The organism is Aliiroseovarius sp. D2-2, assembly GCF_055809455.1.
In genome coordinates this window covers 101451-125869 of record NZ_CM147913.1, presented here as the reverse complement: position 1 = coordinate 125869, position 24419 = coordinate 101451, and the positions used below count along the sequence as shown (strand labels likewise).

23 protein-coding genes, 1 tRNA gene and 1 pseudogene are annotated in these 24419 nt (G+C 54.6%); 9 read left to right on the top strand and 16 right to left on the bottom strand.

Annotation, left to right across the window (positions count from 1 at the left end):
- Nucleotides 1-4: 4 nt before the first annotated feature.
- The 3 genes and pseudogenes from AC0L6A_RS00605 to AC0L6A_RS00595 all read left to right on the top strand — a co-directional run bounded on the left by AC0L6A_RS00605 (nt 5) and on the right by AC0L6A_RS00595 (nt 2851).
- Entirely contained in the window at nt 5-955 is a 951-nt protein-coding gene (locus AC0L6A_RS00605; RefSeq protein WP_473291527.1) for an MBL fold metallo-hydrolase, read from the top strand.
- A gap of 72 nt (nt 956-1027) precedes the next feature.
- Nucleotides 1028-2651, top strand: a pseudogene (locus tag AC0L6A_RS00600) (FAD-dependent oxidoreductase).
- A gap of 5 nt (nt 2652-2656) precedes the next feature.
- Entirely contained in the window at nt 2657-2851 is a 195-nt protein-coding gene (locus AC0L6A_RS00595; protein WP_246927787.1) for a DUF2783 domain-containing protein, read from the top strand.
- A 71-nt stretch (nt 2852-2922) separates the two neighbouring features.
- Here AC0L6A_RS00595 and AC0L6A_RS00590 read toward each other — a convergent pair whose 3' ends face one another.
- Nucleotides 2923-3576 carry a peroxiredoxin gene (locus AC0L6A_RS00590; protein ID WP_246927785.1) on the bottom strand — a complete coding sequence of 218 codons (654 nt, stop codon included), beginning with the start codon at nt 3574-3576 and terminating at the stop codon, nt 2923-2925.
- Nucleotides 3577-3769: 193 nt separating this feature from the next.
- Here AC0L6A_RS00590 and AC0L6A_RS00585 point away from each other — a divergent pair, with 193 nt between their 5' ends.
- The 5 genes from AC0L6A_RS00585 to AC0L6A_RS00565 all read left to right on the top strand — a co-directional run bounded on the left by AC0L6A_RS00585 (nt 3770) and on the right by AC0L6A_RS00565 (nt 7646).
- Nucleotides 3770-5209: an aldehyde dehydrogenase family protein gene (locus AC0L6A_RS00585; protein ID WP_473291525.1), complete on the top strand. Its 1440-nt coding sequence runs from the start codon at nt 3770-3772 to the stop codon at nt 5207-5209.
- A gap of 155 nt (nt 5210-5364) precedes the next feature.
- Nucleotides 5365-6105 (top strand): DUF1538 family protein, encoded by a 741-nt coding sequence (locus tag AC0L6A_RS00580; RefSeq protein ID WP_473291523.1) that lies wholly within the window; start codon nt 5365-5367, stop codon nt 6103-6105.
- Complete coding sequence (locus tag AC0L6A_RS00575; RefSeq protein ID WP_473291522.1) at nt 6105-6899, top strand: DUF1538 domain-containing protein; 795 nt, start codon at nt 6105-6107, stop codon at nt 6897-6899. The genes AC0L6A_RS00580 and AC0L6A_RS00575 overlap by 1 nt, the downstream gene beginning before the upstream one ends.
- Complete coding sequence (locus AC0L6A_RS00570) at nt 6889-7242, top strand: P-II family nitrogen regulator (protein WP_473291520.1); 354 nt, start codon at nt 6889-6891, stop codon at nt 7240-7242. The genes AC0L6A_RS00575 and AC0L6A_RS00570 overlap by 11 nt, the downstream gene beginning before the upstream one ends.
- Entirely contained in the window at nt 7242-7646 is a 405-nt protein-coding gene (locus tag AC0L6A_RS00565) for a CBS domain-containing protein (protein ID WP_473291519.1), read from the top strand. The genes AC0L6A_RS00570 and AC0L6A_RS00565 overlap by 1 nt, the downstream gene beginning before the upstream one ends.
- A 72-nt stretch (nt 7647-7718) precedes the next feature.
- On the opposite strand, the gene AC0L6A_RS00560 is transcribed toward AC0L6A_RS00565, so the two are convergent.
- From AC0L6A_RS00560 to AC0L6A_RS00495, 14 genes are all read right to left on the bottom strand, one after another.
- Nucleotides 7719-8828, bottom strand: a complete 1110-nt coding sequence (locus tag AC0L6A_RS00560; protein WP_473291517.1) for a peptidoglycan-binding protein LysM — start codon at nt 8826-8828, stop codon at nt 7719-7721.
- Nucleotides 8786-10135, bottom strand: coding sequence for a peptidoglycan-binding protein LysM (locus tag AC0L6A_RS00555; protein ID WP_473291516.1), 1350 nt, complete (start codon nt 10133-10135; stop codon nt 8786-8788). Before AC0L6A_RS00555 ends, AC0L6A_RS00560 begins: the two co-directional genes overlap by 43 nt.
- A 33-nt stretch (nt 10136-10168) precedes the next feature.
- A complete protein-coding gene (locus tag AC0L6A_RS00550; protein WP_473291514.1) occupies nt 10169-10954 on the bottom strand; it encodes a PP2C family protein-serine/threonine phosphatase in 786 nt (261 codons plus the stop codon).
- Nucleotides 10955-10957: 3 nt separating this feature from the next.
- On the bottom strand, nt 10958-11848 hold the full coding sequence (locus tag AC0L6A_RS00545; RefSeq protein ID WP_473291512.1) for an FHA domain-containing protein: 891 nt from the start codon (nt 11846-11848) through the stop codon (nt 10958-10960).
- Nucleotides 11849-12045: 197 nt separating this feature from the next.
- Entirely contained in the window at nt 12046-14106 is a 2061-nt protein-coding gene (locus AC0L6A_RS00540; protein ID WP_473291511.1) for a serine/threonine protein kinase, read from the bottom strand.
- Nucleotides 14107-14422: 316 nt separating this feature from the next.
- Nucleotides 14423-15697: a dynamin family protein gene (locus tag AC0L6A_RS00535; RefSeq protein ID WP_473291510.1), complete on the bottom strand. Its 1275-nt coding sequence runs from the start codon at nt 15695-15697 to the stop codon at nt 14423-14425.
- Nucleotides 15694-17262 carry a P-loop NTPase family protein gene (locus tag AC0L6A_RS00530; RefSeq protein ID WP_473291508.1) on the bottom strand — a complete coding sequence of 523 codons (1569 nt, stop codon included), beginning with the start codon at nt 17260-17262 and terminating at the stop codon, nt 15694-15696. Before AC0L6A_RS00530 ends, AC0L6A_RS00535 begins: the two co-directional genes overlap by 4 nt.
- Nucleotides 17210-17686 (bottom strand): dynamin family protein, encoded by a 477-nt coding sequence (locus AC0L6A_RS00525; protein ID WP_473291507.1) that lies wholly within the window; start codon nt 17684-17686, stop codon nt 17210-17212. The genes AC0L6A_RS00530 and AC0L6A_RS00525 overlap by 53 nt, the downstream gene beginning before the upstream one ends.
- A gap of 133 nt (nt 17687-17819) precedes the next feature.
- Nucleotides 17820-18635, bottom strand: coding sequence for a hypothetical protein (locus AC0L6A_RS00520; protein ID WP_473291506.1), 816 nt, complete (start codon nt 18633-18635; stop codon nt 17820-17822).
- Between the two features lie 18 nt (nt 18636-18653).
- Complete coding sequence (locus AC0L6A_RS00515; RefSeq protein ID WP_473291504.1) at nt 18654-19088, bottom strand: hypothetical protein; 435 nt, start codon at nt 19086-19088, stop codon at nt 18654-18656.
- Nucleotides 19088-19897 (bottom strand): hypothetical protein, encoded by an 810-nt coding sequence (locus tag AC0L6A_RS00510; protein WP_473291503.1) that lies wholly within the window; start codon nt 19895-19897, stop codon nt 19088-19090. The genes AC0L6A_RS00515 and AC0L6A_RS00510 overlap by 1 nt, the downstream gene beginning before the upstream one ends.
- Nucleotides 19842-20708 carry a dynamin family protein gene (locus tag AC0L6A_RS00505; protein WP_473291501.1) on the bottom strand — a complete coding sequence of 289 codons (867 nt, stop codon included), beginning with the start codon at nt 20706-20708 and terminating at the stop codon, nt 19842-19844. Before AC0L6A_RS00505 ends, AC0L6A_RS00510 begins: the two co-directional genes overlap by 56 nt.
- Before the next feature lie 5 nt (nt 20709-20713).
- Nucleotides 20714-22726: a dynamin family protein gene (locus AC0L6A_RS00500; protein WP_473291500.1), complete on the bottom strand. Its 2013-nt coding sequence runs from the start codon at nt 22724-22726 to the stop codon at nt 20714-20716.
- 3 nt (nt 22727-22729) lie between these two features.
- Nucleotides 22730-23116 carry a hypothetical protein gene (locus tag AC0L6A_RS00495; protein ID WP_473291499.1) on the bottom strand — a complete coding sequence of 129 codons (387 nt, stop codon included), beginning with the start codon at nt 23114-23116 and terminating at the stop codon, nt 22730-22732.
- Between the two features lie 648 nt (nt 23117-23764).
- Between AC0L6A_RS00495 and AC0L6A_RS00490 the strand changes: the two genes are divergently transcribed.
- Nucleotides 23765-24208, top strand: a complete 444-nt coding sequence (locus AC0L6A_RS00490; protein WP_473291497.1) for a c-type cytochrome — start codon at nt 23765-23767, stop codon at nt 24206-24208.
- 61 nt (nt 24209-24269) lie between these two features.
- On the opposite strand, the gene AC0L6A_RS00485 is transcribed toward AC0L6A_RS00490, so the two are convergent.
- Nucleotides 24270-24346, bottom strand: a tRNA-Pro gene (locus tag AC0L6A_RS00485).
- Nucleotides 24347-24419: the final 73 nt, after the last annotated feature.

Here is a 24419-nt window from a genome sequence, read left to right as displayed (position 1 = left end):
AACCATGGCTAAGGCATTTGCGTCGCAAGGCGACATGACGGAAAAGAAAATCACCTTCGATGAAATCGGAGACGGGCTGTATGCCTTCACTGCTGAAGGTGACCCGAACTCGGGTGTGATCATTGGCGACGACAGCGTGATGATCGTCGAGGCTCAGGCCACGCCGCGTCTGGCAAACAAAGTGATCGAATGCGTGCGGACGGTGACTGACAAGCCGATCAGCCACGTTGTTCTGACCCATTATCACGCGGTGCGCGTGCTGGGGGCGTCGGCCTATGGCGCGGATCAGATCATCATGGGCGACCAAGCCCGTGCGATGGTTGTGGAACGCGGTCAGGAAGACTGGGACAGTGAATTCCAACGCTTCCCGCGCCTGTTCGAAGGCCATGAATTGATCCCCGGCCTGACCTATCCGACCACCACATTCTCGGACGATATGACCGTTTATCTGGGCAACCGTCGCATCGACCTGATGCACCTGGGCCGCGCCCACACGTCGGGTGATATTGTGATCCATGTGCCCGACCAGAACGTCATGTTCACCGGCGACATCGTGGAAGATCACTCGGCCTGTTACTGTGGTGATGGTCACTTTGCGGATTGGGGCGATACACTGGACAACATCGCGTCCTTCGACGTGGATGCGATTGCGCCCGGTCGTGGCGGTGCACTGATCGGCAAGGAAGCCGTCGAGCGTGCCCTCGAAAGCACCCGTGACTTCGTCTACAGCACCTACGCACCCGCTGCCAAAGTGGCCGCACGCGGTGGTTCGTTGAAAGAAGCTTGGGACGCTGTGCGCGCCGAATGTGACCCTAAGTTTGCGGACTATGCGATCTACGAACACTGCCTGCCCTTCAACGTTGCCCGTGCCTACGACGAAGCCCGCGGCATCGATACCCCCCGCATCTGGACCGCGCAGCGCGATCTGGAAATGTGGGACGCCCTGCAGGGCTAAGTATATAAAGTTCGGCCATTTGGGCCGAACCTTTACCTAAAAACCGAAACGCGCGCAGCCGGAGGAGAACCGATGTTTGATGACAGATATACGCTTGCCTACAAGCGTTACCCCTACAAGAAATCGGCCGATCAGGATGCCGCGTCGCCCGTACGCCATCCCGTTGTGGTGATGGGAGGAGGACCCATCGGCGTGGCCACCGCCTTGGACCTTGGCCGCCAAGGCATTCCGACCCTTGTGTTGGACGACCACGAAGGCGTCGGCATGGGCTCGCGTGCGATTTGCTTTGCCAAGCGCTGCCTTGAGATCGCTGGCCGCTATGGCTGCGGTAAGCCGATGGTCGACAAAGGCGTCGTGTGGAACATTGGCAAGGTCTTCCACAAGGATGATCAGGTTTTTGAGTTCAACCTTCTGCCTGAAGAAGGCCACGAATATCCCGCCTTCATCAATATGCAGCAGCCATATTACGAAAGCTTCCAGCTGGACCGCTTTGACGAGCTGCAAAAGCAGGGTGCTCCGATCGAAATCCGCGGCAAGAACCGCATCGACAATGTCGAAGTGCATGACGATCACGTCACCCTGGAAGTCATGACACCCGATGGCCCCTACACGCTTGAGGCCGATTGGTTGATCGGCTGTGACGGTGCCTCGTCGCCTCTGCGCACGATGTTGGATTTGGACTTCACTGGTAAAGTGTTCCAAGACAGCTTCCTGATCGCTGACATCAAGATGAAGAACGACGACTTCCCGACCGAACGCTGGTTCTGGTTTGAGCCAACCCATGGCTCTGGTGCATCGACGCTTTTGCACAAGCAGCCTGACGATGTCTGGCGTGTCGATTTCCAGATCGGCTGGGATGTCGACCGCAAGGAAGAGATGAAAGAGGAAAACATCCGTCGTCGTTTGGATGCGTTCCTTGGCGAAGCCGTGGAATATGACATGGTTTGGTCATCGATCTACACATTCCAATGCAAGCGCATGGACAACTTCCGTCATGGTCGTGTGTTCTTTGCAGGCGATGCTGCCCACCAAGTGTCGCCGTTTGGTGCGCGCGGTGCGAACTCGGGCATGCAGGACGTGGACAATCTGGGTTGGAAGCTGGGCATGGTCATGCGTGGCGAAGCCCCAGAGAGCCTTCTGGACACCTACAACATGGAACGTATCCATGGCGCGGATGAAAACATCCTGAACTCGACCCGCTCGACCGATTTCATCACGCCTAAATCCGAGATGAGCCGCATACTACGCGACGCTGTTCTGAACCTGTCCGAAAAGCACGAATTTGCCCGACCGCTGGTGAACTCGGGTCGTTTGTCGGTGCCGTGCACCTATGATGGATCGCCGCTGAACTCGGCCGATGCTCTGGATGGACCTGCGCGGTCGCGTCCCGGTTCGGTCTGCCCGGATGTTCCGATGGGCGATGGGTATTTGCTGTCTGAATTGGGTGACACGTTCACGCTTCTGACGATTGATGCCGATGCCCCGGACGAGATCGAAGAATTCTGGTGTAAAAGTTAGACGCATCGCTTTGTCGACGAAGGATGACAAAACGGGCGCGCTGAAAGAACGGTATTTGGGGAACGCCGAAAGTGCGGTCTACTTGATCCGCCCGGATCAACACGTTGCCGCGCGTCGCCCCAACTTCGATGAAAACCTCATCCGTGCCGCCATTCGCCGCGCCGTCGGTAAGGAGTAAGACCAATGACTGACCTCGTTCTGACACCGAATATCGAAAGCGCTGATGATTTCTATGCCGAACTTCTGGAGGCCCATGAGGGTCTAAGCAAAGACGAAAGCGATGCTTTGAATGCACGCCTTGTCTTGGTCTTGGCCAACCATGTGGGTGACCGGGATGTTCTGTCTGACGCAATCAAGGCCGCAGTCCTAAAGGACTGAATCGACCCTAAATGACGAAAAAAGCCCGCTCGGATTCGAGCGGGCTTTTCTATTTCAGGTATCGTAGCAGATTAGCTTGGGTCGGCCGTGGTGCGCAGATACGGAAGCTTGATGTCCACGTCGCCAAACTTGGCCTTCGCTTCGTCATCGCTCAGCGACAGAGCGACAATCACGTCCTGACCCTTCACCCAGTTCGCAGGGGTCGCGATGGGGGTGTTAAAGGTGGCTTGCAGCCCGTCCAAAGCGCGCAGAACTTCAGCAAAGTTGCGGCCGACCGACATGGGGTAGGTCATGATCAACTGAACTTTCTTGTCCGGCGAGATGATGAAAACCGAACGGACCGATGCTGAATCGGCTGCGGTGCGTCCATCAGGCAAGTAAGCTTCTGCGGGCAGCATGTCGAACTGCTTGGACACGGCCAAATCTTCGTCTGCGATGATGGGGAAGCCAGCCTTTGCGCCAGAATAGCCTTCGATATCGGCTTTCCAGGTCACGTGCTCTTTTGCGCTGTCGACAGACAGGCCGATGACTTTCGTGCCGCGTTTTTCCCATTCATCTGCCAGTTGGGCGACTGCGCCGAACTCGGTTGTGCAAACAGGAGTATAGTCTTTGGGGTGCGAAAACAGGATGGCCCAGCTGTCGCCAATCCAATCATGGAATTTAATCTCTCCCTGATCTGTTTCGGCGGTGAAGTTTGGTACGATATCGTTAATGCGAAGTCCCATTTGCTTCTCTCCTATGAGGCAATTTTCCGTTCACTCATAGGGTATGTTCTTTGAGTGATATTGAAACCCCGTGCGACAGTTTGCATCAGTCTTGATTCTTACGGAATAATTTGATCAAATTACAAATCCACGGGTTGCGCTACCAACGCCACGGTGCGACAGTGCCCGCAAATCCGTCCAAGGAGTCAGGAATATGATCGAGAAACGCGACTTTTACATCAATGGCCAGTGGGTCGCCCCGGCCGTCGCCAATGATTGCAATGTGATTGACCCGTCGACCGAAGAGGTTTGTGCGGTCATCTCGCTTGGGGGTCAGGCCAACACCGACGCTGCCGTTGCCGCTGCGAAAGAAGCTTTCAAAACTTGGGGCTTTTCGTCCAAGGCTGAACGGCTTGAGCTGATTGAAAGCATTTTTGACATCTACAACAGCCGCGCCGAGGATCTTGCTGAAGCGATGAGCCTTGAAATGGGTGCGCCGATTGACCTGTCGCGCAGCTCGCAAGTGGGTGCAGGCAGCTGGCACATCAAAAACTTCATCCGTGCCTTCAAGGATTTTGAATTCGACAAGAAGCTGGGCGATCACGCGCCGAATGATCGTCTTCTGTACGAACCCGTTGGTGTGACCGCACTGATCACGCCATGGAACTGGCCAATGAACCAAGTGTCGCTGAAGGTTGTGGCTGCCGCCGCCGCCGGGTGCACCATGGTTTTGAAGCCGTCCGAGGTTGCTCCGTTGTCCTCGATCGTATGGTCCGAGATCATGCATGAGGCAGGCACCCCTGCCGGTGTTTACAACATGATCAACGGCGACGGTGTGGGTGTTGGCAGTCAGCTGACCTCGCATCCTGATGTGGATATGGTCAGCTTCACTGGCTCGACCCGCGCAGGCATCGCCATTTCGAAAGCGGCCGCTGATACGATCAAACGCGTGGCGTTGGAGCTGGGCGGCAAAGGGGCGAATATCCTCTTTGAAGATGCGGACGACAAAGCAGTGAAGCGCGGCGTATTGCACATGATGCAAAACACCGGCCAAAGCTGTAACGCACCGTCGCGCATGCTTGTACACAGCTCGATCTATGATCGTGCTGTGGAAGAAGCCGCCGAAATGGCAGCCAAAATTCAGGTTGGACCGGCATCGGAAGAAGGCCGCCATATTGGCCCCGTCGTGAACGAGCTTCAGTGGAATAAGATCCAAGATCTGATCCAGAAAGGTATCGACGAAGGCGCACGTCTTGTCGCTGGCGGTACAGGCCGTCCGGATGGCTTGAACAAAGGCTACTACGTCAAACCGACCGTCTTTGCAGATGTGACAAACGATATGACGATTGGACGCGAAGAAATCTTCGGACCTGTCCTGTCGATCATGAAGTTTGAAACGGAAGAAGAGGCCGTGGAAGTCGCCAACGACACCGTCTATGGCCTGACCAACTACATCCAGACGCAAGACGGTGCCCGCGCAAACCGAGTTGCCCGCCAGATGCGGTCCGGCATGGTGGAAATGAACGGAACCTCGCGCGCTGCTGGTTCGCCCTTTGGCGGCTACAAGCAGTCCGGCAACGGGCGTGAAGGTGGCATTCTGGGTATCGAGGACTTCCTTGAAGTCAAAGCCGTATCCGGCTGGTCGAACGACTGATCTTCAACTGAACGACAAAACGCCCTCGGTAAGTGATTGCCGGGGGCGTTTCTTTTTCGAAATCCGTCCGAAAGTCATGCTTACCCCCCTTTGTCATGGCGTTGTTACCTGTATGATGTGAAGCCACAGGGCAGAGTTATATTGGGATGGGTCACATGGTCGGCTCGATTGAAAAGCTGATCGGAAATTTGGGCGGCACCGCCCGCGATCTTGCCCCCATTCTATTGATTGTCGGTTTCTTTCAGTTGGTTGTTCTTCAGCAACCTATCGACAACCTTGGCCAATTTGCGCTTGGCTTTTTGTTCGTTCTTCTTGGGCTGACGGTCTTCATTCGCGGCCTCGACATGGCATTGTTTCCGTTGGGCGAGGCGTTGGCGAATGCACTTGCCCTACGGGGCTCACTTCCGCTTCTAGTGATCTTTGCGTTCAGCCTTGGCTTTGGAACCACTGTTGCCGAACCCGCCCTGATCGCCGTCGGGGCCGAGGCCGCGTCGGTCATGTCCGAAGCCGGAGTTATCGGGCAAAGTGAAGATGAGCGTAATTTCATAGCCACCGCTTTGCGCTATACCGTTGCTGCTTCGGTTGGAGCGTCTTTGGTACTGGGTGTTTTCCGCATCCTGATGGGTTGGCCGATCCAGTGGCTGATCATCGGTGGATATGTGACCGTCGTGGCCCTGACACCCATCGCCCCGCGTGAGATCGTGGGTATCGCTTATGACAGCGGCGGTGTCACCACTTCGACCATCACCGTTCCGCTTGTGACCGCGCTGGGCGTTGGACTTGCATCCGTCATCAAGGGTCGAAACCCCATGATCGACGGCTTTGGGTTGATCGCATTTGCATCGCTTATGCCGATCATCTTCGTGCTGATGTTCGGACTGGTGGTGGCGACGTGATGGCGATCCTGACAGACCTCTTGTGGACGTTCCTAGGCGTTGTGCGTGATGTTCTGCCCATCGCGGCTGTCTTGTTGCTGTTTCAGCTGGTCATCCTGCGAAAACCAATTCCGCACCCCAAGAAAGTCGCCGTGGGCATGTTCTATGTGCTGCTTGGACTGGCGCTGTTCCTGTCAGGGCTAGAGATTGCCCTGTTCCCGCTCGGGCGCGAGATGGCGGCCCAGCTGACTGACCCGGCGTTTCTGGGGATCGAACCTGGCGCGCCCGTTCGGTGGCTGGATTATTACTGGGTCTACATTTTTGCTTTCGCCATTGGGTTTGCGACCACAATCGCCGAACCCTCGCTGATTGCTGTGGCGCTTAAGGCGCAAGAGGCATCGGGCGGGGCCGTTGGCGCCAATGGGCTGCGCATCGCAGTCGCCATCGGCGTGGCGCTGTCCCTTGCGGTTGGCACGTTCCGGATCGTGACGGGAACGCCGCTCTATCAATACATGATCGTTGGCTATGTGATTGTGGTGATCCAAACCTTGATTGCTCCGCGCCTGATCATCCCATTGGCCTATGACAGTGGCGGAGTTACCACATCAACTGTGACAGTTCCGCTTGTCGCGGCGCTGGGCCTTGGCCTTGCCAGTACAGTCCCCGGGCGTAGCCCGCTTTTAGATGGGTTTGGCCTAATTGCTCTGGCCAGCCTATTTCCCATGATAACCGTGATGGGTTATGCCCAAATCAGCAGCTTGCTGTCCCGTCGCAAAGCAGCGTCGGACCACCAAGGAGAAAACCATGAAGTTTAAACTGATCATTGTCATGACACAGGATGAACTGACGGACACCGCCATCGAGGCCGCCCGCGAAAAAGGGGCAACAGGGTGTACCGTTATCACATCGGCGCGCGGCGAGGGTTTGAACCCGACCAAGACCTTCTTTGGGCTGACTGTCGCCGGGCAGCGGGATGTGATTTTGTTTCTGGTTGAAGAACACCACAGCCGCCTGATCCTGGAAACTATTGGCGAGGCTTGCCGCTTCGACGAAGATCCCGGGACAGGCGTGGCGTTCCAGCTTGATATCGAAGATGCGATTGGTCTGTCCGGTCAGATTGCATCCATTCAAGAGGAAATCAGCAAGGAGGACTTGTGATGGGCGAAAACAACCTGAAGGTCCGCGATGTGATGCAAAGCACGATCTACATGATCAGTGGTTTGGCGACAGTGCGCGATGCCGTGAACGAGATGGACGCAAAAGGCGTGACCGCATTGGTGATCGAACGTCGCCATGACGAAGACGAATATGGCATCGTGTCGATCGAGATGATCGCCGAACGGGCCATCGCTTTGAACAAGTCTTTGGATCGCATGAATGTCTACGAGGTGATGGACAAACCTGCGCTTACCCTAAGTGACCATATGGCGGTCAAATACGCCGTGCGTTTGTTGTCACGATTGGATCATCGTCGGGCCTTGGTGGTGGATGACGGGACGGCCTGTGGGTTGGCCACGCTGCGCGACATGGTGTTGAGCTATGCGGTCGAAACCGACAGATGACGTCCAAGGGCAATACAAATAAGAAACGGCCGGCAGTTTGCCGGCCGTTTCTTTTCTTATGCAAGCGAATGATCAGTTGGCCGCAGCGGCCATCAGCTTTTCGTTATGCTCGCGCAATGTGTCTGAAATGATAGCGTACCATTCACCTGATTCACGCATCTCGTTCAGGCCAGCGTTCAACATTGCGATGTATTGGCGACCAAAGGGATTGGTGCGGTGGGTCACAAAACGCAAACCTGCAACAGTGTTTACAAATGGGTTCTCGATGATGTCTTTCGAGGTCAACCCCATATCGCTCATTGCATCTGCGGCCAGCTGAACTTCGAATGAGGCAACATCAGCTTGGCCTGTCAGCACGGCATCCATACAGTCAGTGGCGCTGGTGGGTTGGACCATCGTCACCTTCGGTTCAAATACACCGTTTTCTTCAAGGTCATGCGTAAACCAACCAGCCATACGACAAACACGAGCACCATCGAAGTCTTGGAATGTGCGTGCCGTGGCATAGTCGCTGTCGGGCAATGTGTAGAAGCCGACAACGGTATCATAGACACTCACCGTTGCATCAAATTGTGTGCAACGCTTCTCGGTCTCGGCTGACCATTCGTAGGTGCGGTTACTACAGTCTGGAATGTACCAAGCCAGTGAAATATCGAACGCGCCCAACGGCAGCAGCGTATCAAGGTGTGCAGACCAATCGTTCACGAAGCTGACCGAGTAATCCCGGTTGTTTCCCGCGCGGTTCAGCGCAGTCGATACAAGACGAACAAGGAAACCGCCGCCTTCCAGATCTTCATCCGCAAACGGCGCATAATTGCTGCCGGTCACGATTTTCATCGGCGGTTCGTAAACGTTTGAAACCTTGTTGGTTGAGTTTCGCGCTTCCTCGGCAGCAATCAGTTCCTGAGCCGACTGACCATTGGGCAGGCTACCGTCTTCACACGGCAATGCCAGAACAAGCCCAGTTTCCAGGTTGGACGGATCCGAAATGATGTTCCGGTTCGCGTTAAAGATCGGCTGATAGTTCGATGTGCCATAGGCAGTGATCGAAATTGTCGCCAGCGTGTCGCCATCTTCGATTGTGTAGTTAGAACAGGCTTCCTGCGCCAATGCGGTGTGGGCACTTAGCGCGGTGAGGGTTACCGCCGCCGTTGCCAGTTTTTTAAGATCGAATTTAAACATTTCCACTTCCTCCAGAAATTAGATGTGCTGGCCTTCCGGGGCCTTAGCCGTTTTCCATTTGATGACGTAGGGCGGTCGAAACGATGTCGCGCCATTCGCCAGATTGCTGCATAATTCCAAGACCTTGATTTCAGGATCTCAAGGATCGCTTCGCCGTCGGGATTGCCCTTATGTGACATGATGTTCAGGCCTTTGATGGCGGCCAGATTTGGATTCTCGATGATCTGATGTTCGTATCCCAACCGCTTGATTGCATCGACGGCCAGATGCGCCTCGATGGCAATTATGTCGGCTGTCCCTTCAGCGACTGCGTGGAAGCAATCATCGGGTGAGATGGGGCGTATCAAGGTGACAGCCGGGTCGTACAAACCCACTGCATTCATGTGGGTCAAAGACCACCCTTCAGGCCGACAGATGGTTGCGCCAGCAAAGTCTGCATAGCTCAGGGTTTCCTCGTAGCCTGACCCTTCCATTGCAAAGAAGGTATCCACCACCTCGTAAAAGGGTTTCGAGAAGTTATATGTCTCGCAACGTTCGCGGTCGCTTTCTGATAGGGTGTCAGCCACAGAACAATCAGGCTGCGACCAAGGGAAGGTCGCGTCGAATGCAAGGGTCGGCATCAGCAGATCCAAGTGCGAGCTCCAGTCATTTACGAACTGAATTTTATAGGACTGTTCAGGGGCAGCCCGTAGAAGAGCTGTCTCGACCAGTTTTGTATAAAGTCCGCGATTGGGCAGAGCTTCGTCGGTGAAGGGGGCATAATTGCCGCCCGTAATCATCAGGATCTGGCGTTCATTCACTGATGCCGCATTGGGATTGGCTGCATCGCGGATCAAGGCAGCGCCTTCCGCACGTGCGGCTTCTATTGCTTCCTTAGCTTCGGCCTTTGCGGCGGCGACAGCTTCTTTGCTGGTCTTAACTGCTTCGGCTTTTGCATTGGCGACTCGGGCCTCGGCTTCGGCGATTGCAGCAGCGGCGCGCGCTTCTGCGTCGGCAATAAGCTCGGCAGACATCGCACGTGCCATTTTTTCCGCTTCAGCCGTTGTTGAGACCGTCTGACCTGTGGGTTTTTCAGGGCACGGGATCGAAATGCTCATGCCAAGGCGGATAATGTTTGGGTCTTTACCAATGGCACCTTTGTTCGCGTTGTAGATCGACCGGAAGTCCGAGCTGCCGAATACGCGCAGCGCGATTTCACGCAGGCTGTCGCCGCGTTTGACCACATAATCCGAACAAGCCTCTTGCGCAAAGGCAGTGCTTGTCATTGCGGCGATGGCCAAACCGGAAGCGATGAATAGCTTTCTCATATTCCCTGTTATTCCTCAGATATTAGCGTAGTTTCAGATATTTAGCGGCTTGATGACCGCTATTGTTATGTTGTCCTGATCGGGATGGGCCTTGGTCCTAAGCGCCTGTATCAAAGCAACAGCAAGGTCGCGGGCAGGCTGATCTTTGCAGCTGTTTGCGATCGATTGGATCTGATCGTCTTCCAGATACTGAAGGCCGTCACTGGCAGCCAGAAGCACATCACCCTTGGCAAGCTCGACAGGGGCTTCGGGGCAATCCAGCTTGGGAACCGGCGCCCCCATGATGACGGAGGTCAGTTGATTACGATCAGGGTGTGCGCGGGCCTCTTCTTCCGATAGCGAGCCATCAGACACCTGCGCATCAATCATCGGCGCCATGGAGTGATCTTCATTGATCCGCATCATGAAACCATTGCGGCACAGGTAAAGCGGGGAATCCCCGACCGACACCCAATGAAGGTGCTTACCGCGCAATAGGACACCCAGCAATGTTGACCCCATTTGAAGGTCGGTCCCATTCTTATGAAGATAATCAGCAACTGCATCATTCGCGCGCAGAGCCACTTGGGTCAGATTCTCGGCCGCATTGCTGTCATCGAGATCTGGGCTTTCAAGTATTTCATCCAACTCAGATTGCCACGTGGCCTTCACGAGTCCCGAGGCAACATCGCCCGCGTCGTGACCGCCCATGCCATCTGCAATAACGACATACCCCGCATCAATCGCATCAAAGAAACGCGCTGCAATGGCGTCTTCTTGCGTGTCGCGCTTGCCCTGATCGGCCACCAAGGCGATGTCATATGCAGGATTGGCTAACATCTATCAGCCGTTCTGCCAGTCGAAGTTTTCGTCGCAGAACGAAACGAAACGCAGGGTCGTATCGCTGATGCGAATTTTGTCACCGGTCGAAAGGGCAACGGTGCTGAGGACGGGTCCGCCATTCAGACGCACAAGGTTGGCTTTACCACCATGTCCCAGATAACAGCTCTGATCTTCCGAATTATATGCCACCACAGCATGACCCGCACGAGAGATGCCGTTATCCCCGAAATCTAGCTGAACCGCTTGATCATCGTTGCGGCCGATCTGGGCAAGACCCTCGGCCAGAGAGAAACTTGTGCCGCGACCCGGTCCATCGGTGATCACCAACCATCCAACGGGGAACGTATTCTGGGCGACCACCTGTTTGGAAGCGGGTGCTGCTTCCATGCTGTCTTGAGCAAGGTTTTCGGGGCGTTCGAAGCCAAGGAAGGTGGTTTTCACACGTTCGCTGCGGTTCTGAGAGGCCTCGGCGGGTGCAGCTTCGGGTGCTGGGTCTTCGTCCACCTTGGGCGCTTCGGTCAGGGCGATGTCTGCGTCAACATCGGGCAGATCTTCTATCTGAACGGTTTTGACGACCTCGTTCATTACGGCCACGTCAGCGTCTTCTGATTTGACTGTGTTAAGCTGCTCAGCTTCGTCGGCCATTTCGATCGGGGCAATGTCTTCAACGCTGATTTCTTCGACCGGAATTTCGTCTTCGACCGGTACTTCAAGCTCCGTTTCAGTGTCGGAGGTTTGGTTGCCGCCGGCTAGAACTTGACGCAGTGCAGTCAGATCCGCGATGGGCTCTTCTGCGACTTCATCACGCTCTTCTTCATGAGTCTCGTCTTTGTTCGCGTGTTTAGCGCTACCTTCGAGAAGCCGACTTAACGGACTTTTATACTTAAACATGGCAACTTCACCTTTCACTACACGCCAAGACACTTGCCTTGGCACATGACCGATCATTCCATCCGGGCCATTCGCCCGGGTAGAGTTTGATTTGGATACTCAGTTACTTGCTACTTTCTGCGGCGGGTCCAACGACCGCCCGAACCGAACAAAGGTTCACAGAATACGCTTTCTGGCAGATGGACTTTTGAACAGTGTCAGGATCCCCCAGCGAGTTGCATGGTGGTCTGAACCTCTTTGCCGTTCCGCAACACGGTCAGGCGGGCTTGGGACACGCCATCAGCAACAAGGGTTTCAAGAATACGATCAAGGCTTTCAGCCTCGTTGATTGATTGCTCGGTCACGGCTTCAGCAAGCAGAACATCGCCTAGCTGCAACCCATCTGTCATTTCTGCCGGGACGCGGGTGACTTCTACATTCCACCCATCATTTGCGTTCTTACGCGCAGAAAGACCGACGCCATTTTCAAGCCCAGAAATGCGCACCGCTGGCAGAGCCAGAAGGCCATTTTGCGCTCGTGTGGCGCCGTTGGGGCGATAGCGTGCGACGGCGCGGATGTGACCATCCGGTTCGACCTTAAGCTTTTCCAGCGCGCGTGCCGCAATGCTGGAGCTGTTGGAAACGGGCTGTCCGTTGACGGCGAAGATCACGGTGCCACGGCTTACCCAGTCGCCAATGATCGACATGTCGCGTTTGGGATCAACACCGGTGATCACGACCGCGCTGCCGGTGGACAGTCGACGAACGCTGGTGGCGAATGGAATTTCTACATCCCAGTGTGCGAATGAAACCTGCTTCTCTTGCAGATTTACCGGCTCCGATGACGTGACAACTACCGGGGCCTCGGTGACAACAGGTTCTGCTTCCACTTCGGGTGCGGCGGCGGCAGCTGATTCTGCGATTTCAACTTCAACTGGCGACTCTGTTGCCGTCACGGCGGGTTCTTCGGTTGGAGCGGGTTCGATCGTGGGCACAAGAGCAACCGGAGCGGTTTCTGCTGCGGCGATCTCGGTCGCAGGGGTGACCTCGACGTCGCCCGATCCCTTCATGGCGAAGTATCCACCTGCACCAAGTGCAAGCAAGGCAACCACGCCAATGATTGCTTTGCTACCACCGCCAGAACTGCTTTTCACAACAGTCACGGCCGGGTCGCGTTCTGGCTCTGGTTGAGTGAGGCCTTCGGATCGGGCGGCCGTTGTAAGGTCACCTTCGCTGGCCAACAGAGCAGATACGATTGCCTCGGCATCTTCGCCGCTTTTGTTGGTTTCATCCGGGCGTTCCAATGCCACGATGACCGAGCTGGGACGATAACCGAATTCTTCAAATACCACGGCCGGTCCGCGGAACATCCGAAGCCATTCAAGGGCTGATTGGACGCGGTTGACGACGTGAACTTCCATCGCCTTGTCCAGTGCTTCAAGGAAGCCATCTGGATAGTCTGCGAAGCGACCGGTCAGGGGTACATAAGGGTCTTCCTGGCCCGCATTGAATGCATCTTGCCGGGTTTTCCCGTCGATCGGACGTTCACCGCTGATCGCGTGATAAAGCGTTGCCGCCAACACATATAGGTCGCTGGTCGTGTCTTGATCTGCGCCGCGCGCATAGAACTCATGAGGTGAGTACCCGTCCTTGATCACACGCAACGTCAAAAGGGCAGCAGAACGGTTTGCAGCTTGTTCGCGTGCTGCACCAAAGTCGATTAAAATGGGCTCGCCGTATTCGTCGATCAGGATATTGTCCGGCGAAATATCGCGATGAAGCATCCCGTTGTCGTGAATGAATGACACCGCCGACAGCATCTTTTCGGTGACTTTTACGATGAAGTCCGGTGTTACGTTGTTCCGATTATCCTGAACATAATCAAGAAGATCGCCACCATTGATCAGATCCATCGCGATATAGGCGGTCTGGTTGTCCTCGAACACCTGATGCACGTTTACGATATTGGGATGCACCAGTCGGGCATGGTTGCGCGCTTCTTGAATGAACAAGTCGATGATCGAAAGAAGATCTTCTGCAAACGCAGGGTCCGAGGCTTCGACATTACCATCAACACGGTGGCACAAAGCGCCGGGAAAGCATTCTTTGATAACGACATTCCGATCCAGACTGTCGCGTGCAAGGTAGGTTATCCCGAACCCGCCATTGTTCAGGAAGCGAAGGATTTCATACTGACCACGCAGCAGTTTTTCACCCGGCTGCAATGCTGAAATCTGGGGATTTTCTATATCCCGTCCCGAGGCCTGATTCTGGCTCATTTGGTTTTACCTGCGTCTCACATTTCGACAGAGGGTCTTCTAACCAACGAACCAATTCAACACGGTAAACTCAACCTCTGATGCCCCTGAAGTTAGACTTAGGAATTGGGACCAAACTGTGGCACCCCCATGACTTACGTATGACTCCGGGCGACAAAGCGGCTGGTATGCTGGCTTTGTTGCTAAAACGAAGAAGATCAGCAGGAAAATCTGCGCAATATTTGGCTGAGAATCGGGTTAACTCTGAAATCGCTTGTTGGTGGACGGGCAGGAGTCACATAAGTGATTCTACAGGGTCATTCCCCTTTGGCGGGTGTTAAGTATCCGCCTTGTGTGTTCCTGCCCAAGACAGGTTGTCGCTGAGCTGTGCAAGAACATTCAAAACTGCCTCGGATGCGTTTGGCGTGTCTTCGAATTGCATAAGTGTCAGCAAGTCGGACGCGTTTTCGAACTCTCCCACGATCCAGTCGGCCGAGCCATCAATGTTCTGGCCGGGCTCCAATTTCATGGTGAACTCATCGACCATCTCCTGACAGACGCGTAACAGTTCCGTTGCTTCAAGTTTGGGCTCTTCTCGCAACTGCGCTTGAAGATCGCGCAACATGATCTTCCATTCGTCAAGAATGGGATTCTCTAAAACTGGATCGTCTTCTGACGCGATGGGCGACGGGACCGGCTTTGCCGCTTCAGGTTCTGGGGCATCCGTTTTCGTTCCACCCAACGCAGCAAGCGCCGGAGTCAGGGTTTCATCCAGATATTTACGGGCTTTCTCAATGTCCCGTGTTTTTCGCGTCGCAGCCAGATCCAAAATCCTATGCGCCAGGTCTTCGCCGCCGCAAGATGCCCATAATTCGAAATCTGGTTCAGGCTCCTGCTCCATCGCCTTCACAGCGACAGGGGTACCGATAGATACGACGGCCTGAAACATGTCTCCGCTATCGCTTTCCAGCTTCGGAAGTAAGCGGGGCAGGGTTTCCTCAACCACCGGCAAGTCCGAATGCGTCACGGCCAGTAAGCTGTTTTCCTGCAGCTCTTCCGAGACATGCGACCACAGGAAGCGTTCTGTCTCTCGCCAGGCATTCGTGCCGTTCGTACACCAGATTGCACAATCGACGAATTTCAGCAGATCGAGTGTTTGCTTGTAGCTTTCATCCAACGCGCCCGATCCAGGCAGGTCGAACAGAACCATTTCTTGCAAGGCTTCAGCGGGCAACCCGATCGAGATGAAGTCGGGTTCGTATTTGGCGGCTTTTTCAAGATCGATCCCGTCAAAAGTCGTCGGCTGTTTTGCCCACCAACCGACCGTGGTTTCCAATTCGGTCGCGTATTTCACGATGACCAAAGGAAGTTTCAGATGCTGTGGGCCAGTTGGCAACACGTCCGCGCCCGCCAGCATGTTTGCCAAGCTGGATTTTCCAGCACCAAATTCACCAGCAAACCCAATAGTCACGGCACTGGTCAACTGGTCGAGATGGCTTTGCGCCTGCGCCCGCATCGCGTCCAGCGGGGCGGATTTCGGCGCGGCCTCGGTCTGGGACAGAAACGTTTCCAACTGCTGTATGACAGCATCTGCTTCTGGGAAATTGATCACGTTGCCGCCTCGAGTCGCTGTTCTGGTTCGCTCCCCTCTTGGAACAACTCTTCCAGCTCATTTGCAACCCTCTTGGCGTTTTCCAGTGCATCATGCGCCGCGGGACGTGAGGCTTCGGCCCCCAAATCCATTTCCTCGAAGCGAACGGCAAGAACGGCAAGGTGGTGGTCAATGACCGAATCCAAGCGCTGCTTCAGATCAGAATGGAAACGCCCAGCCAGTTCTTCTGCGATGCTCAAAAACTCACGTGTGATCAGATTCGCGGCGCGTGCGACAACGGATTTTTGTTTCAGAAGGCGTGCCAACCATGACACGCGCAGTTCAACGGTTATCCCGCGTGTCAGGGCGCTTGTGTCAGGTCTGTACCAGCGTAGGGCGCTTGCATCTACGTTCAGCTCGCCGTCCGAATTTCCATCGCCAAGATTCTGAAGTGCCGTGTTGGATTGCAAATCGAGCGCATAAAGCTCGTTCAACATGCTTTGTCGTTGGTCATGTGCTGCATCCAGAAGCTGTTCGCGCATGGTTTGGCGCAACTGTCCAAACTCAAGTTCGGTTGCGCCACCGGGATTTAGCAACGGCGACTTTCCGTCTGGACCCTGAACTACTTTGGCAACCAAGGCCTGAACCGTTTCAACCAATTGCTCACGCAACTGTTCAGCGCAATGATCAGCATCGGCTGCCAGTTTATCCTGGGTGTCCAGAACCATTCTGGTCAGTTGGGAAAGTGCGCCACTGTCGGTCTGTTTGGCGAAGTGTTCATCAATCGTGTCGTCGTCGACGAGTTTTAGATGGACCCGGCGGCGTTCCAGCTCGCTTGTTGCGAAGTTGCGGAGTTGCTTTCCCGCGATCAAAAGGCGCTCATCTCGTGGTCCCTCGGACACTTCGCGAATAACATGACTGCGAAGATCCGGCAGGCCTGACGCAATCATCGCAGCAAGGCGCAATGCGCTTTCAGAGGCCCCCTTCTTCTGAGACTTCTTCAGTCTCTCGATCCCTTCAAGGAAACGCTGCATTTTGCGAGGGTGGGCTTTGAGCCATGCCAGAATCTGGTCGTGGTCAACACCGGTGCTGTCGCCGGTCAACGCATAATGCGCCCACTGAGCGCTGCCCATAATCACGGTCAGTTTGGTGCTATCCAAAGTGCGTTCAAGCCCTGCGCGGACTTCGGCATGCACGTTTGCGGCGTCTTCAATCCCGCGGTTCAGCTCGTCTACCCGGTTCACGAACACAACCATCTGTCCCAGTTCAAGCGCTTGCATCAACCGCAGAAGTTTCAGGTCGGCCTGAGACAAAGCCTGATGCGCGGACAGAACCACCACGAAGAAATCGGCATTGCGCAGAAACTGGAGCGAAATCTCTTCACGGATCAACAGCGGGTCGTTGATGCCGGGGGTGTCGGTGACAGTCAGCGGAAAGGGAAACAGACCTTGCTCGAAGAAGACCTCGGCCTTACGCGTCAGATCGCTGTAATAAGGGGCGTTTTTGTTGGCCTTCGCCGGAAGTTCGTCAGGATCAGTGCCAGCACTGACGTAACGGGCCAGATCGTCCTGCGTAAGATCGCTCAAAATCGTGCGCAGTTCCAAGCAGTTCTTCATATTGCGCACCAAGCCGCTTTTGGGCGCGCGTTTTCATGGCCTCGATCTGTTCTTCGATGATCTGCCGTTTATAATCGTCTTCGACATCCGGCAGCATGTCACGAATTTCGTCCCCTTCGGTCAGAAGCGCTTGCCATTGTGCATTGTCGAAGAAGTGAATAAGACCACCTGCTTCACGTCCCGAGGGGTGTCCGAAATGCATATCGGTTACGACGGTGGTCCAGGGATTAACATCAGATGGCAGAAAATTTGCTTGCCCGGTGAAGCCGTTGATCAACCGTGATTTCCCGGCCTTGATCTGACCAACAAAGGCGATGCCCGGTTTCAGCGATTTAAGGTCTGAAAGGATTCGCGCAATAAACGGCTGCGTTTCATCGCTAACCGATTCTATCATTCTTTCGGCTAACCGAATTAAATCCTGTCGACGGACCTCATCCATTAATTGGCTTCCACCCCTGATTCAAAGAATCTCCATCCCCGTGCGCCGTTCGTAATAATTTGAGGCGCTGAAGTATTCAGCTAAAATTCTACTTTGCAGTCAATGATTTCCACATCTGAACCACCGCTCCCAGCCTTCGTGTGTGATGTACTGCCATCGCCGTTGCATCAATATCACGGCAAATAGTCAAACTTGGCGTGTCTTCCCCCCAGGACCGCATGATCACCATCTGAGGTGAAGTCTCTGGACGTCCATTTTCAACGTCCCATGCGGCAAGATCGTCTATCAATTGCCCAACGGCATCCAGATTTTGGGTCAGCACGCCATCTGGCCCGCCAACGGCAGTGTTGTTATGGCCGATCAGAATTCTTTGATCGGTGATTTTTCTGACTTCCAAATGGAACTTGGCCGCCAGTCCACTTTCTTCAGTTGATGCGTGAGGTTCTTCGTCAACGGGATCAACGTCAGGCGCAGCCTCTTCGTGAAAAAGCTCCATCGCATCAAAGGCGGCTTCAATTTCGGTGGTTAGGATGCCGGTCGCGGCAACCTCGTCCGAGTTGTCGGGCGGGGTGCTGTGCAGTTTCAAACCAGTACCCGAGCAGATCATCGCCAGAATTTGCGAGACATGTTCTGCCGTGGTTTCTGGTGTGTTGGATTGCACCCCATCCATAGCCGTATCGGACATGGATGTGACACGCCCGTTGCTTACCAATAGCGTCACGGCGTCTTCTTCATCATTGCTGATGCGGATCACCCGGGGCAGGATGGTGGCGTGGACATTGCTGATGGCAGCCATACAACGGGTTTCAGTCGACCTTTGGATCAATTGGATGCTTTGATCGCCCCGCGCAACGGTGTTATCTGCGATGTCGCCTAGCCGAGAAAGAATATCGATCTGTTCCATTGCCATCCCCATCCGCGCCTAGACCGAAGCGGAAATTGCGTTCAGATTTGCCGCGGACTTGGCAAGCGCGAGCCCAACATTTGTGTCGCTTTCAGAAACGAAACAGACCACGTGATCAGGCTGATCCTGTCGTCTGAGAAGTAAGTAAAGCCGCCCACCCGAATAGATCGCGATCTCGCCAAACCCCGTTTTTGAGGTGCCGTCGCCGTCGGACAACAGCTCTTCAAATGTGCGCACACCTTGTCCCAAAATCAGGTTGGCGACCGATGTCGACAGGGTTTCAAGCGCATCCATGCTGTCCTGATCCCGCCCTTGAAGTCCCAACAGGAACCCAGTTTGCATGTCGACATAGCCCGCCGCCAAACAGTTCGGGACGGTTTGCATCGCGGCCAAAAGGGTTTCATCAAGCGAAAGCGCCTTGCCTGATGGGGTGTCATTGTGAAGCAATTGCATCACAGAACGTGCCAGACTGTATCGGCCTCTGCGGTTTCATCACCCAGGGCTTGAAGCCCGTCCTCTGATTGGCGCGCATGATGCTCGCGTGCCTTTTCATCGAAGGTCTTCAGGAAGGCCTGAAATGCGTCCAAAAGCTCCGAAGTGTCGCTGGTATCGTCCAGCGAAGTGAGATGTTCAGACCATGCATCGACAGCGCTCAAAGGTGTTGTCTCGGGCAAGCTGAACAAAGCTTGGCCCGCGGACCTCCCAATCGGTTCAACTACCGAACTTTCGTCTGGGGTTTCTTTCTGCTCGATCTCGGTTTCTGCCGGGAAATCGATGTCTTGTTCTTCTTCTGTCACAAGCCCACTGATTGATGCGATCAGGGCGTCAGAATCTTGTTCTTGGTCCGCTGCCGTATCTTCATCATTCGGGGCTTCATGGGCAGTCGCAATGGTTTCGTCTACTTCAGCGTCAGCCTCAATGGGCGCTTCGTCTGCTACGCCTTCAAGGATGTCAGCCGTTTCTTCGTGCTCTGGGATTTCGGCGATCTCGGCCTCATCCATCTCTGGCTCATCGGAAACGTCAAAGACCGATTTCAGATCCCGCGCATCATCGTCAATTTGACTGTCCTCGTGAACCTGCGCACGCAGTTTGTTTGCCTCATCCGCGTCGATCCTTTCTCGGGGCTCTTGGTCATCGCGGCGACTGACATCACGACGAGGACGCGCTGGGCGAATGCGGATCACATTGGTATCGTCCTCGGGCGTTTCACCATCCGTGACAGACAGGACCGGCGGAACTCCAGACTCGGGCGGAAGCGTCATCGCCGCCAAGCTGCAATGCATCTGAACTTGTTTCCAGACTTGTTCCGTCCTTTTGATAACGCGACAGCATTCCAGCGCGCGCGTCCATTATGTCGGCTGTGATGGCCAAGAAACTGTCCACCAGCTTGTCGCCGCCACTGCTGGCCCAAAGACCTGCGTGCTCCGGTTTGTCCCGCGCAGTGATTGCATCCCGGGCGGAAATCATGATGGCATTGCGGAACAGATCGCCAGCTTCGCGATCAATGCGGCGCAGGACCTTGGCTTGATCGTTCTGATTTAGCGCATCCGAGCGTGTGACCAACAAAAGGGAGTTCTGGCGAAGCCGCTCTGGCAGTGAAACCCAGGTCGCGCGTTCTGTTTCGCGCCAAGCTTGGGTCGAATGTGTGCACCACAAAACGCCATTGGCCTGACCCACAGCGCGTCGCCAAACATCGGTCGAGATCTTTGGATCTGAAATGCCGGGCGTATCGATCAGGTCAACCGCCTCAAGAATGTCAGCTTCAAGATAGACGCGCACGAAATGCGCACCTTGGACGCCAACATCACCGATCCGGTCCAACTCAATGGGTTCGCGACTGCCGTCCAGCATTTGCACATATGAGGGCTTGCTGCCCCACGAAAACCAAATGGGTGGTAACTGTGTCGCCGTAACCTGAGTGGGCAGCGTGTTATTCTTCAGTAGAAAGTTCAGAAGCGTCGATTTGCCCGCACTGAATTCCCCCATCAAAGCGAAGACGGGTTTGCGATGTGACCATCGCTTCAAGCGTGTCCATTGATCAGCAGAGACGATACGTGAGTTGGTTTCAGTCATACGAGTTACGCAGCCTCGGTTCCCAGATCTTTCAAGATATCACCCAACAGTTCGTCCGGCGATTTGGTGGATTGCTGACCTGCTGTTTTAATGGCGTCATCGTCCAGCTGCGCCTTCGCAGATTTCGAGATGCCCAATAGGGTTTCTTGCTGTTCCACCATGAATTCAGCCAAAGCTGCGCGGACATTTTCAAGCACCGCTGCAATCTGATTTTCTTCGATGTCTTTGGTGATCGAACTTGCTTCAGATGCGACAAGACGCGTGTAGTCTGCCGCATAACTCGCGACGCCTTTTCGGCGCTGCCACCAACGACGCCACCATGTGCTTTGCAAATCCAATGCAATCGTCCGACCGATTGCGAGGGGCGGTGGTACGTTTGGGACAATCGGGGGTTCTATGGCGAACTCGCCCAGATGCTGGCCCAAAAGCTTGCGATATACGGTTTCAATGTCATGAGCCGCGGACTGATACAGCGCGCCGACTTCTTTGCGCATGGATCGCGCAAAGTTGAAATATGCAGATTTCTGAAGGGCACGGAACCCGGCGGGGTCGTATTGCCACGTACCCTCTTCGCCATTCTTTTCCAGATGCTCAATCAACGATGCAGTTGCGCGTTTCACGAAGTTCTCTTCGGTCCGCGCCAGTCGTTGCATAACCGTATCCCGTAGCGATGCAGTCAGTTCTGCAGCGCGGCTTTCGTAGTCTGCTGCGACCGTCTTGATAGCATCCTCTGGGGTTTTGCCATCAAGGTCATAGACCATTGTTCCCGTATCGGTCAGCGTTTTCGCCACCGAGGTCGCGCGGATTTGGCTGGCCATGTTGCGGGCGCGGTTGCGAACACGGTTGCACAGGCGGGTACCTGCTCCTTCGGCGATCCGCTCGTTCATTGCAAGCAGCAGATCTGGAAGGCCAGACAGGGCCCAAATTTTCTCTAGCGAAACATCCTCCGGGTCGAAACCGGCTGCGACGTATAGCTTGTTCAGGGATAGTGCAGCATCTTCGGACAGAAGATCAGAATTGCCTGTAAGGGCGGCTTCGGCCCAGATGGCGCTTCCGAAGATCACGCTGGCATCGGAGCCAATGCTGCTTTGCTTCAGCATTTCGTTTACGCGATCGCGGATCTCGGGAACTTCGTTGACCGGGTCATGCAGTTCGTCGATGCGGTTGATGAATAGAATGATCTGGCGGTTCTCAAACTGAGAGATCATGCGCATCAACGCAAGGTCCATTGTGGTCAGTGCCTGACTTGCCGCCATGACAACCACGCAGACTTCCGACCCGCGCAGACTGCGCAGAGTAATCTGCTCGCGCACCATGAAGGTATCGTTCACCCCGGGCGTGTCGCTTAGGTTCAACGAAATCGGATACTCGGGAATGTCCAAATACAGCTCAGCGGTTTTGGTCACATCTGCGAACCGTCCGCTTTCCGCACTGATATCTGGATCATCCTCGTCGCCCATGCAGACATAGCGCTGCACCAGATCGTCGTCGAAATAGTCATACGAGTGGCTCTGGCCCATGATCAGATCGAAATGCTTGCCCAGCCGTTCTTCGGACCGGGCCTTCATTGTTTCGACCTGACGGCGGATGTCGTCCATTTCGTCATCCGCCCCAGCACGATTGGCCAGTTCACCTAGACGTCCGCCCCCGGCTGTCAGGTTCTGCCACTCGTCATGATCGAAGAAAGTAAATTTTGCTTTGGTGTCGCCTGGCGTGCGCGTGTTGACGTGCAGCGTTGTGGCAACGGATGTCCACGGGTTCACATCGGATGGCAACAGCCCCGGTCGTCCCGCCAGAACATTAACAAGCGAGGATTTCCCCGCCTTCACCTGTCCAACGAAAGTAACGTTGGCCGTAAACTCTTCCATCCGCGTGGTCAGTTTGGCAAGTCGGGCCGAACTGCGCGCATCCGCAATGGCTGTCAGTTGATCAATGGTCGCGTTCAGGCTGCTGAACGCATCGTTCAACGGCTCAAGCGCCTCATTGCCAGTGGCAAGGAGATGGACGTTTCGGGTCACGTCTTAGCCCTCCGTACCGTTCAGGGCCACCATCAGGTTGAATTCGTCATCAACGGGTCCCGTCGGCAATGTCGAAGGTGCGTCGATTAGCTCGATCAATTCGATCACGTCACGGATCAGTTTCGTCTCGGGCAGCGTCCGTTCAAGAAGAACTTCCGGGACATCAGCAAAGACACAAACGGATTGAAACCGTTCGCCGTTCTCAAGCTTCGCGACCTGCTCGCCATTTGGGAAGCCATCAGCTTTGTCTTCTGGCAACTGCATGTGGGCGTTTGCAAGCATGTAGTGCTCGTCGCCCTTTGTCATCAGAGAGATGCCAAAGCCGATCCCTGGATAGGCTGAACTTAGATACTGTAAGCGTTCACTAAGTTCACGTCTCAGGACGAACACAGCGTGTTTTTGAATATCTACAATATTGGACAAAGCGTTCACGGTTAGGGCCTTTGGTTTGGGTAGAGTGGGATACCGGACAGACCTCTGAAACAGAGAGGACAAGGACTCATTAACGCAACACCTAACGAACTTGACCCAGAACGGGGCGGTAATTAGACCCAAATGAGGGTTCTTGGTGTCTCAAGTGTGGCGCAAATGAGGCAGCCCAATAATCGCTTACATTTCCACTGTTAAGAGAAATTAACGATTTTGCATATGAACAAAGAAATTTACGCTTTTGTCGGCGTTTCGCGTCCTGCGACCTCGATTCCCGTTCGATTTCTTGTGCGCCCGGTGATTCTTTCCGGGGCATTCGAATCGCATGCCAACGCAATAGGTATCAAGAATATATAGATAAATTCCGAACTATCTTAGCGGCCTGTGTCAGTCTTCACCGAACGGGGTGCCGCCATGAGCGAAACGAACGATGTATAGTGAACGAAAAACCCACGTAGGATTCATCACCGAAAGCGTTCCGCAAAGGTCGGCTCTCGGAGAGATAAACAACCTATAGATGCGTAAATTTTCGCCATTTGATCTGTGACAAACGAGGCGGTTTAAACCTCGGGTAGGTATCTCGGGAATCTTACAATCGAGGTCTTCCCAATGACAAAGATGCTCCGCTTTTTGGCTGCTTTTCTTCTGGCCCCCACGTTTGCCCTCGCGCAAGGCGATCCGGTTCGGGGTGCGAAGATGTTCAACCGATGCTCTTCTTGCCACGCTATCATAAGCCCCGAAGGTGAGGTGTTGATGAAAGGCGGGATTACTGGACCAAACTTGTATGGAGTCATCGGGCGTAAGGCTGGTACCGAAGGTGACTACCTAAATGGGAGCGCGCGTTTGCCAATTGGAATGTTCACGGATGACATGATCCGCGCGGGCGAACAGGGCTTGGTTTGGACGCCAGAAAACCTGATCGAATACACAAAAGACCCAATCGGTTTCATTCGCGTTTATCTGAATGACCCCAAAGCGCGACCAAACATGTCAGTCAAACTTCGCAAAGGTGCGGATGATATCATTGCCTTCATTGCGACGTTCTCGGGATAGAAATCACGAAGGCACCCGTGTGTCCGAAACAACAAAAGGCCCCGTTTGGGGCCTTTGCATTTGGTCGGGCTGAGAGGATTCGAACCTCCGACCCCCTGCTCCCGAAGCAGGTGCGCTACCAGGCTGCGCTACAGCCCGACCGTGGCGGGTGAACTATACCTCGAGGGGCCAGTTTGCAAGCGCCTTTTCCCATGCTGGGGGCAATCCCGTA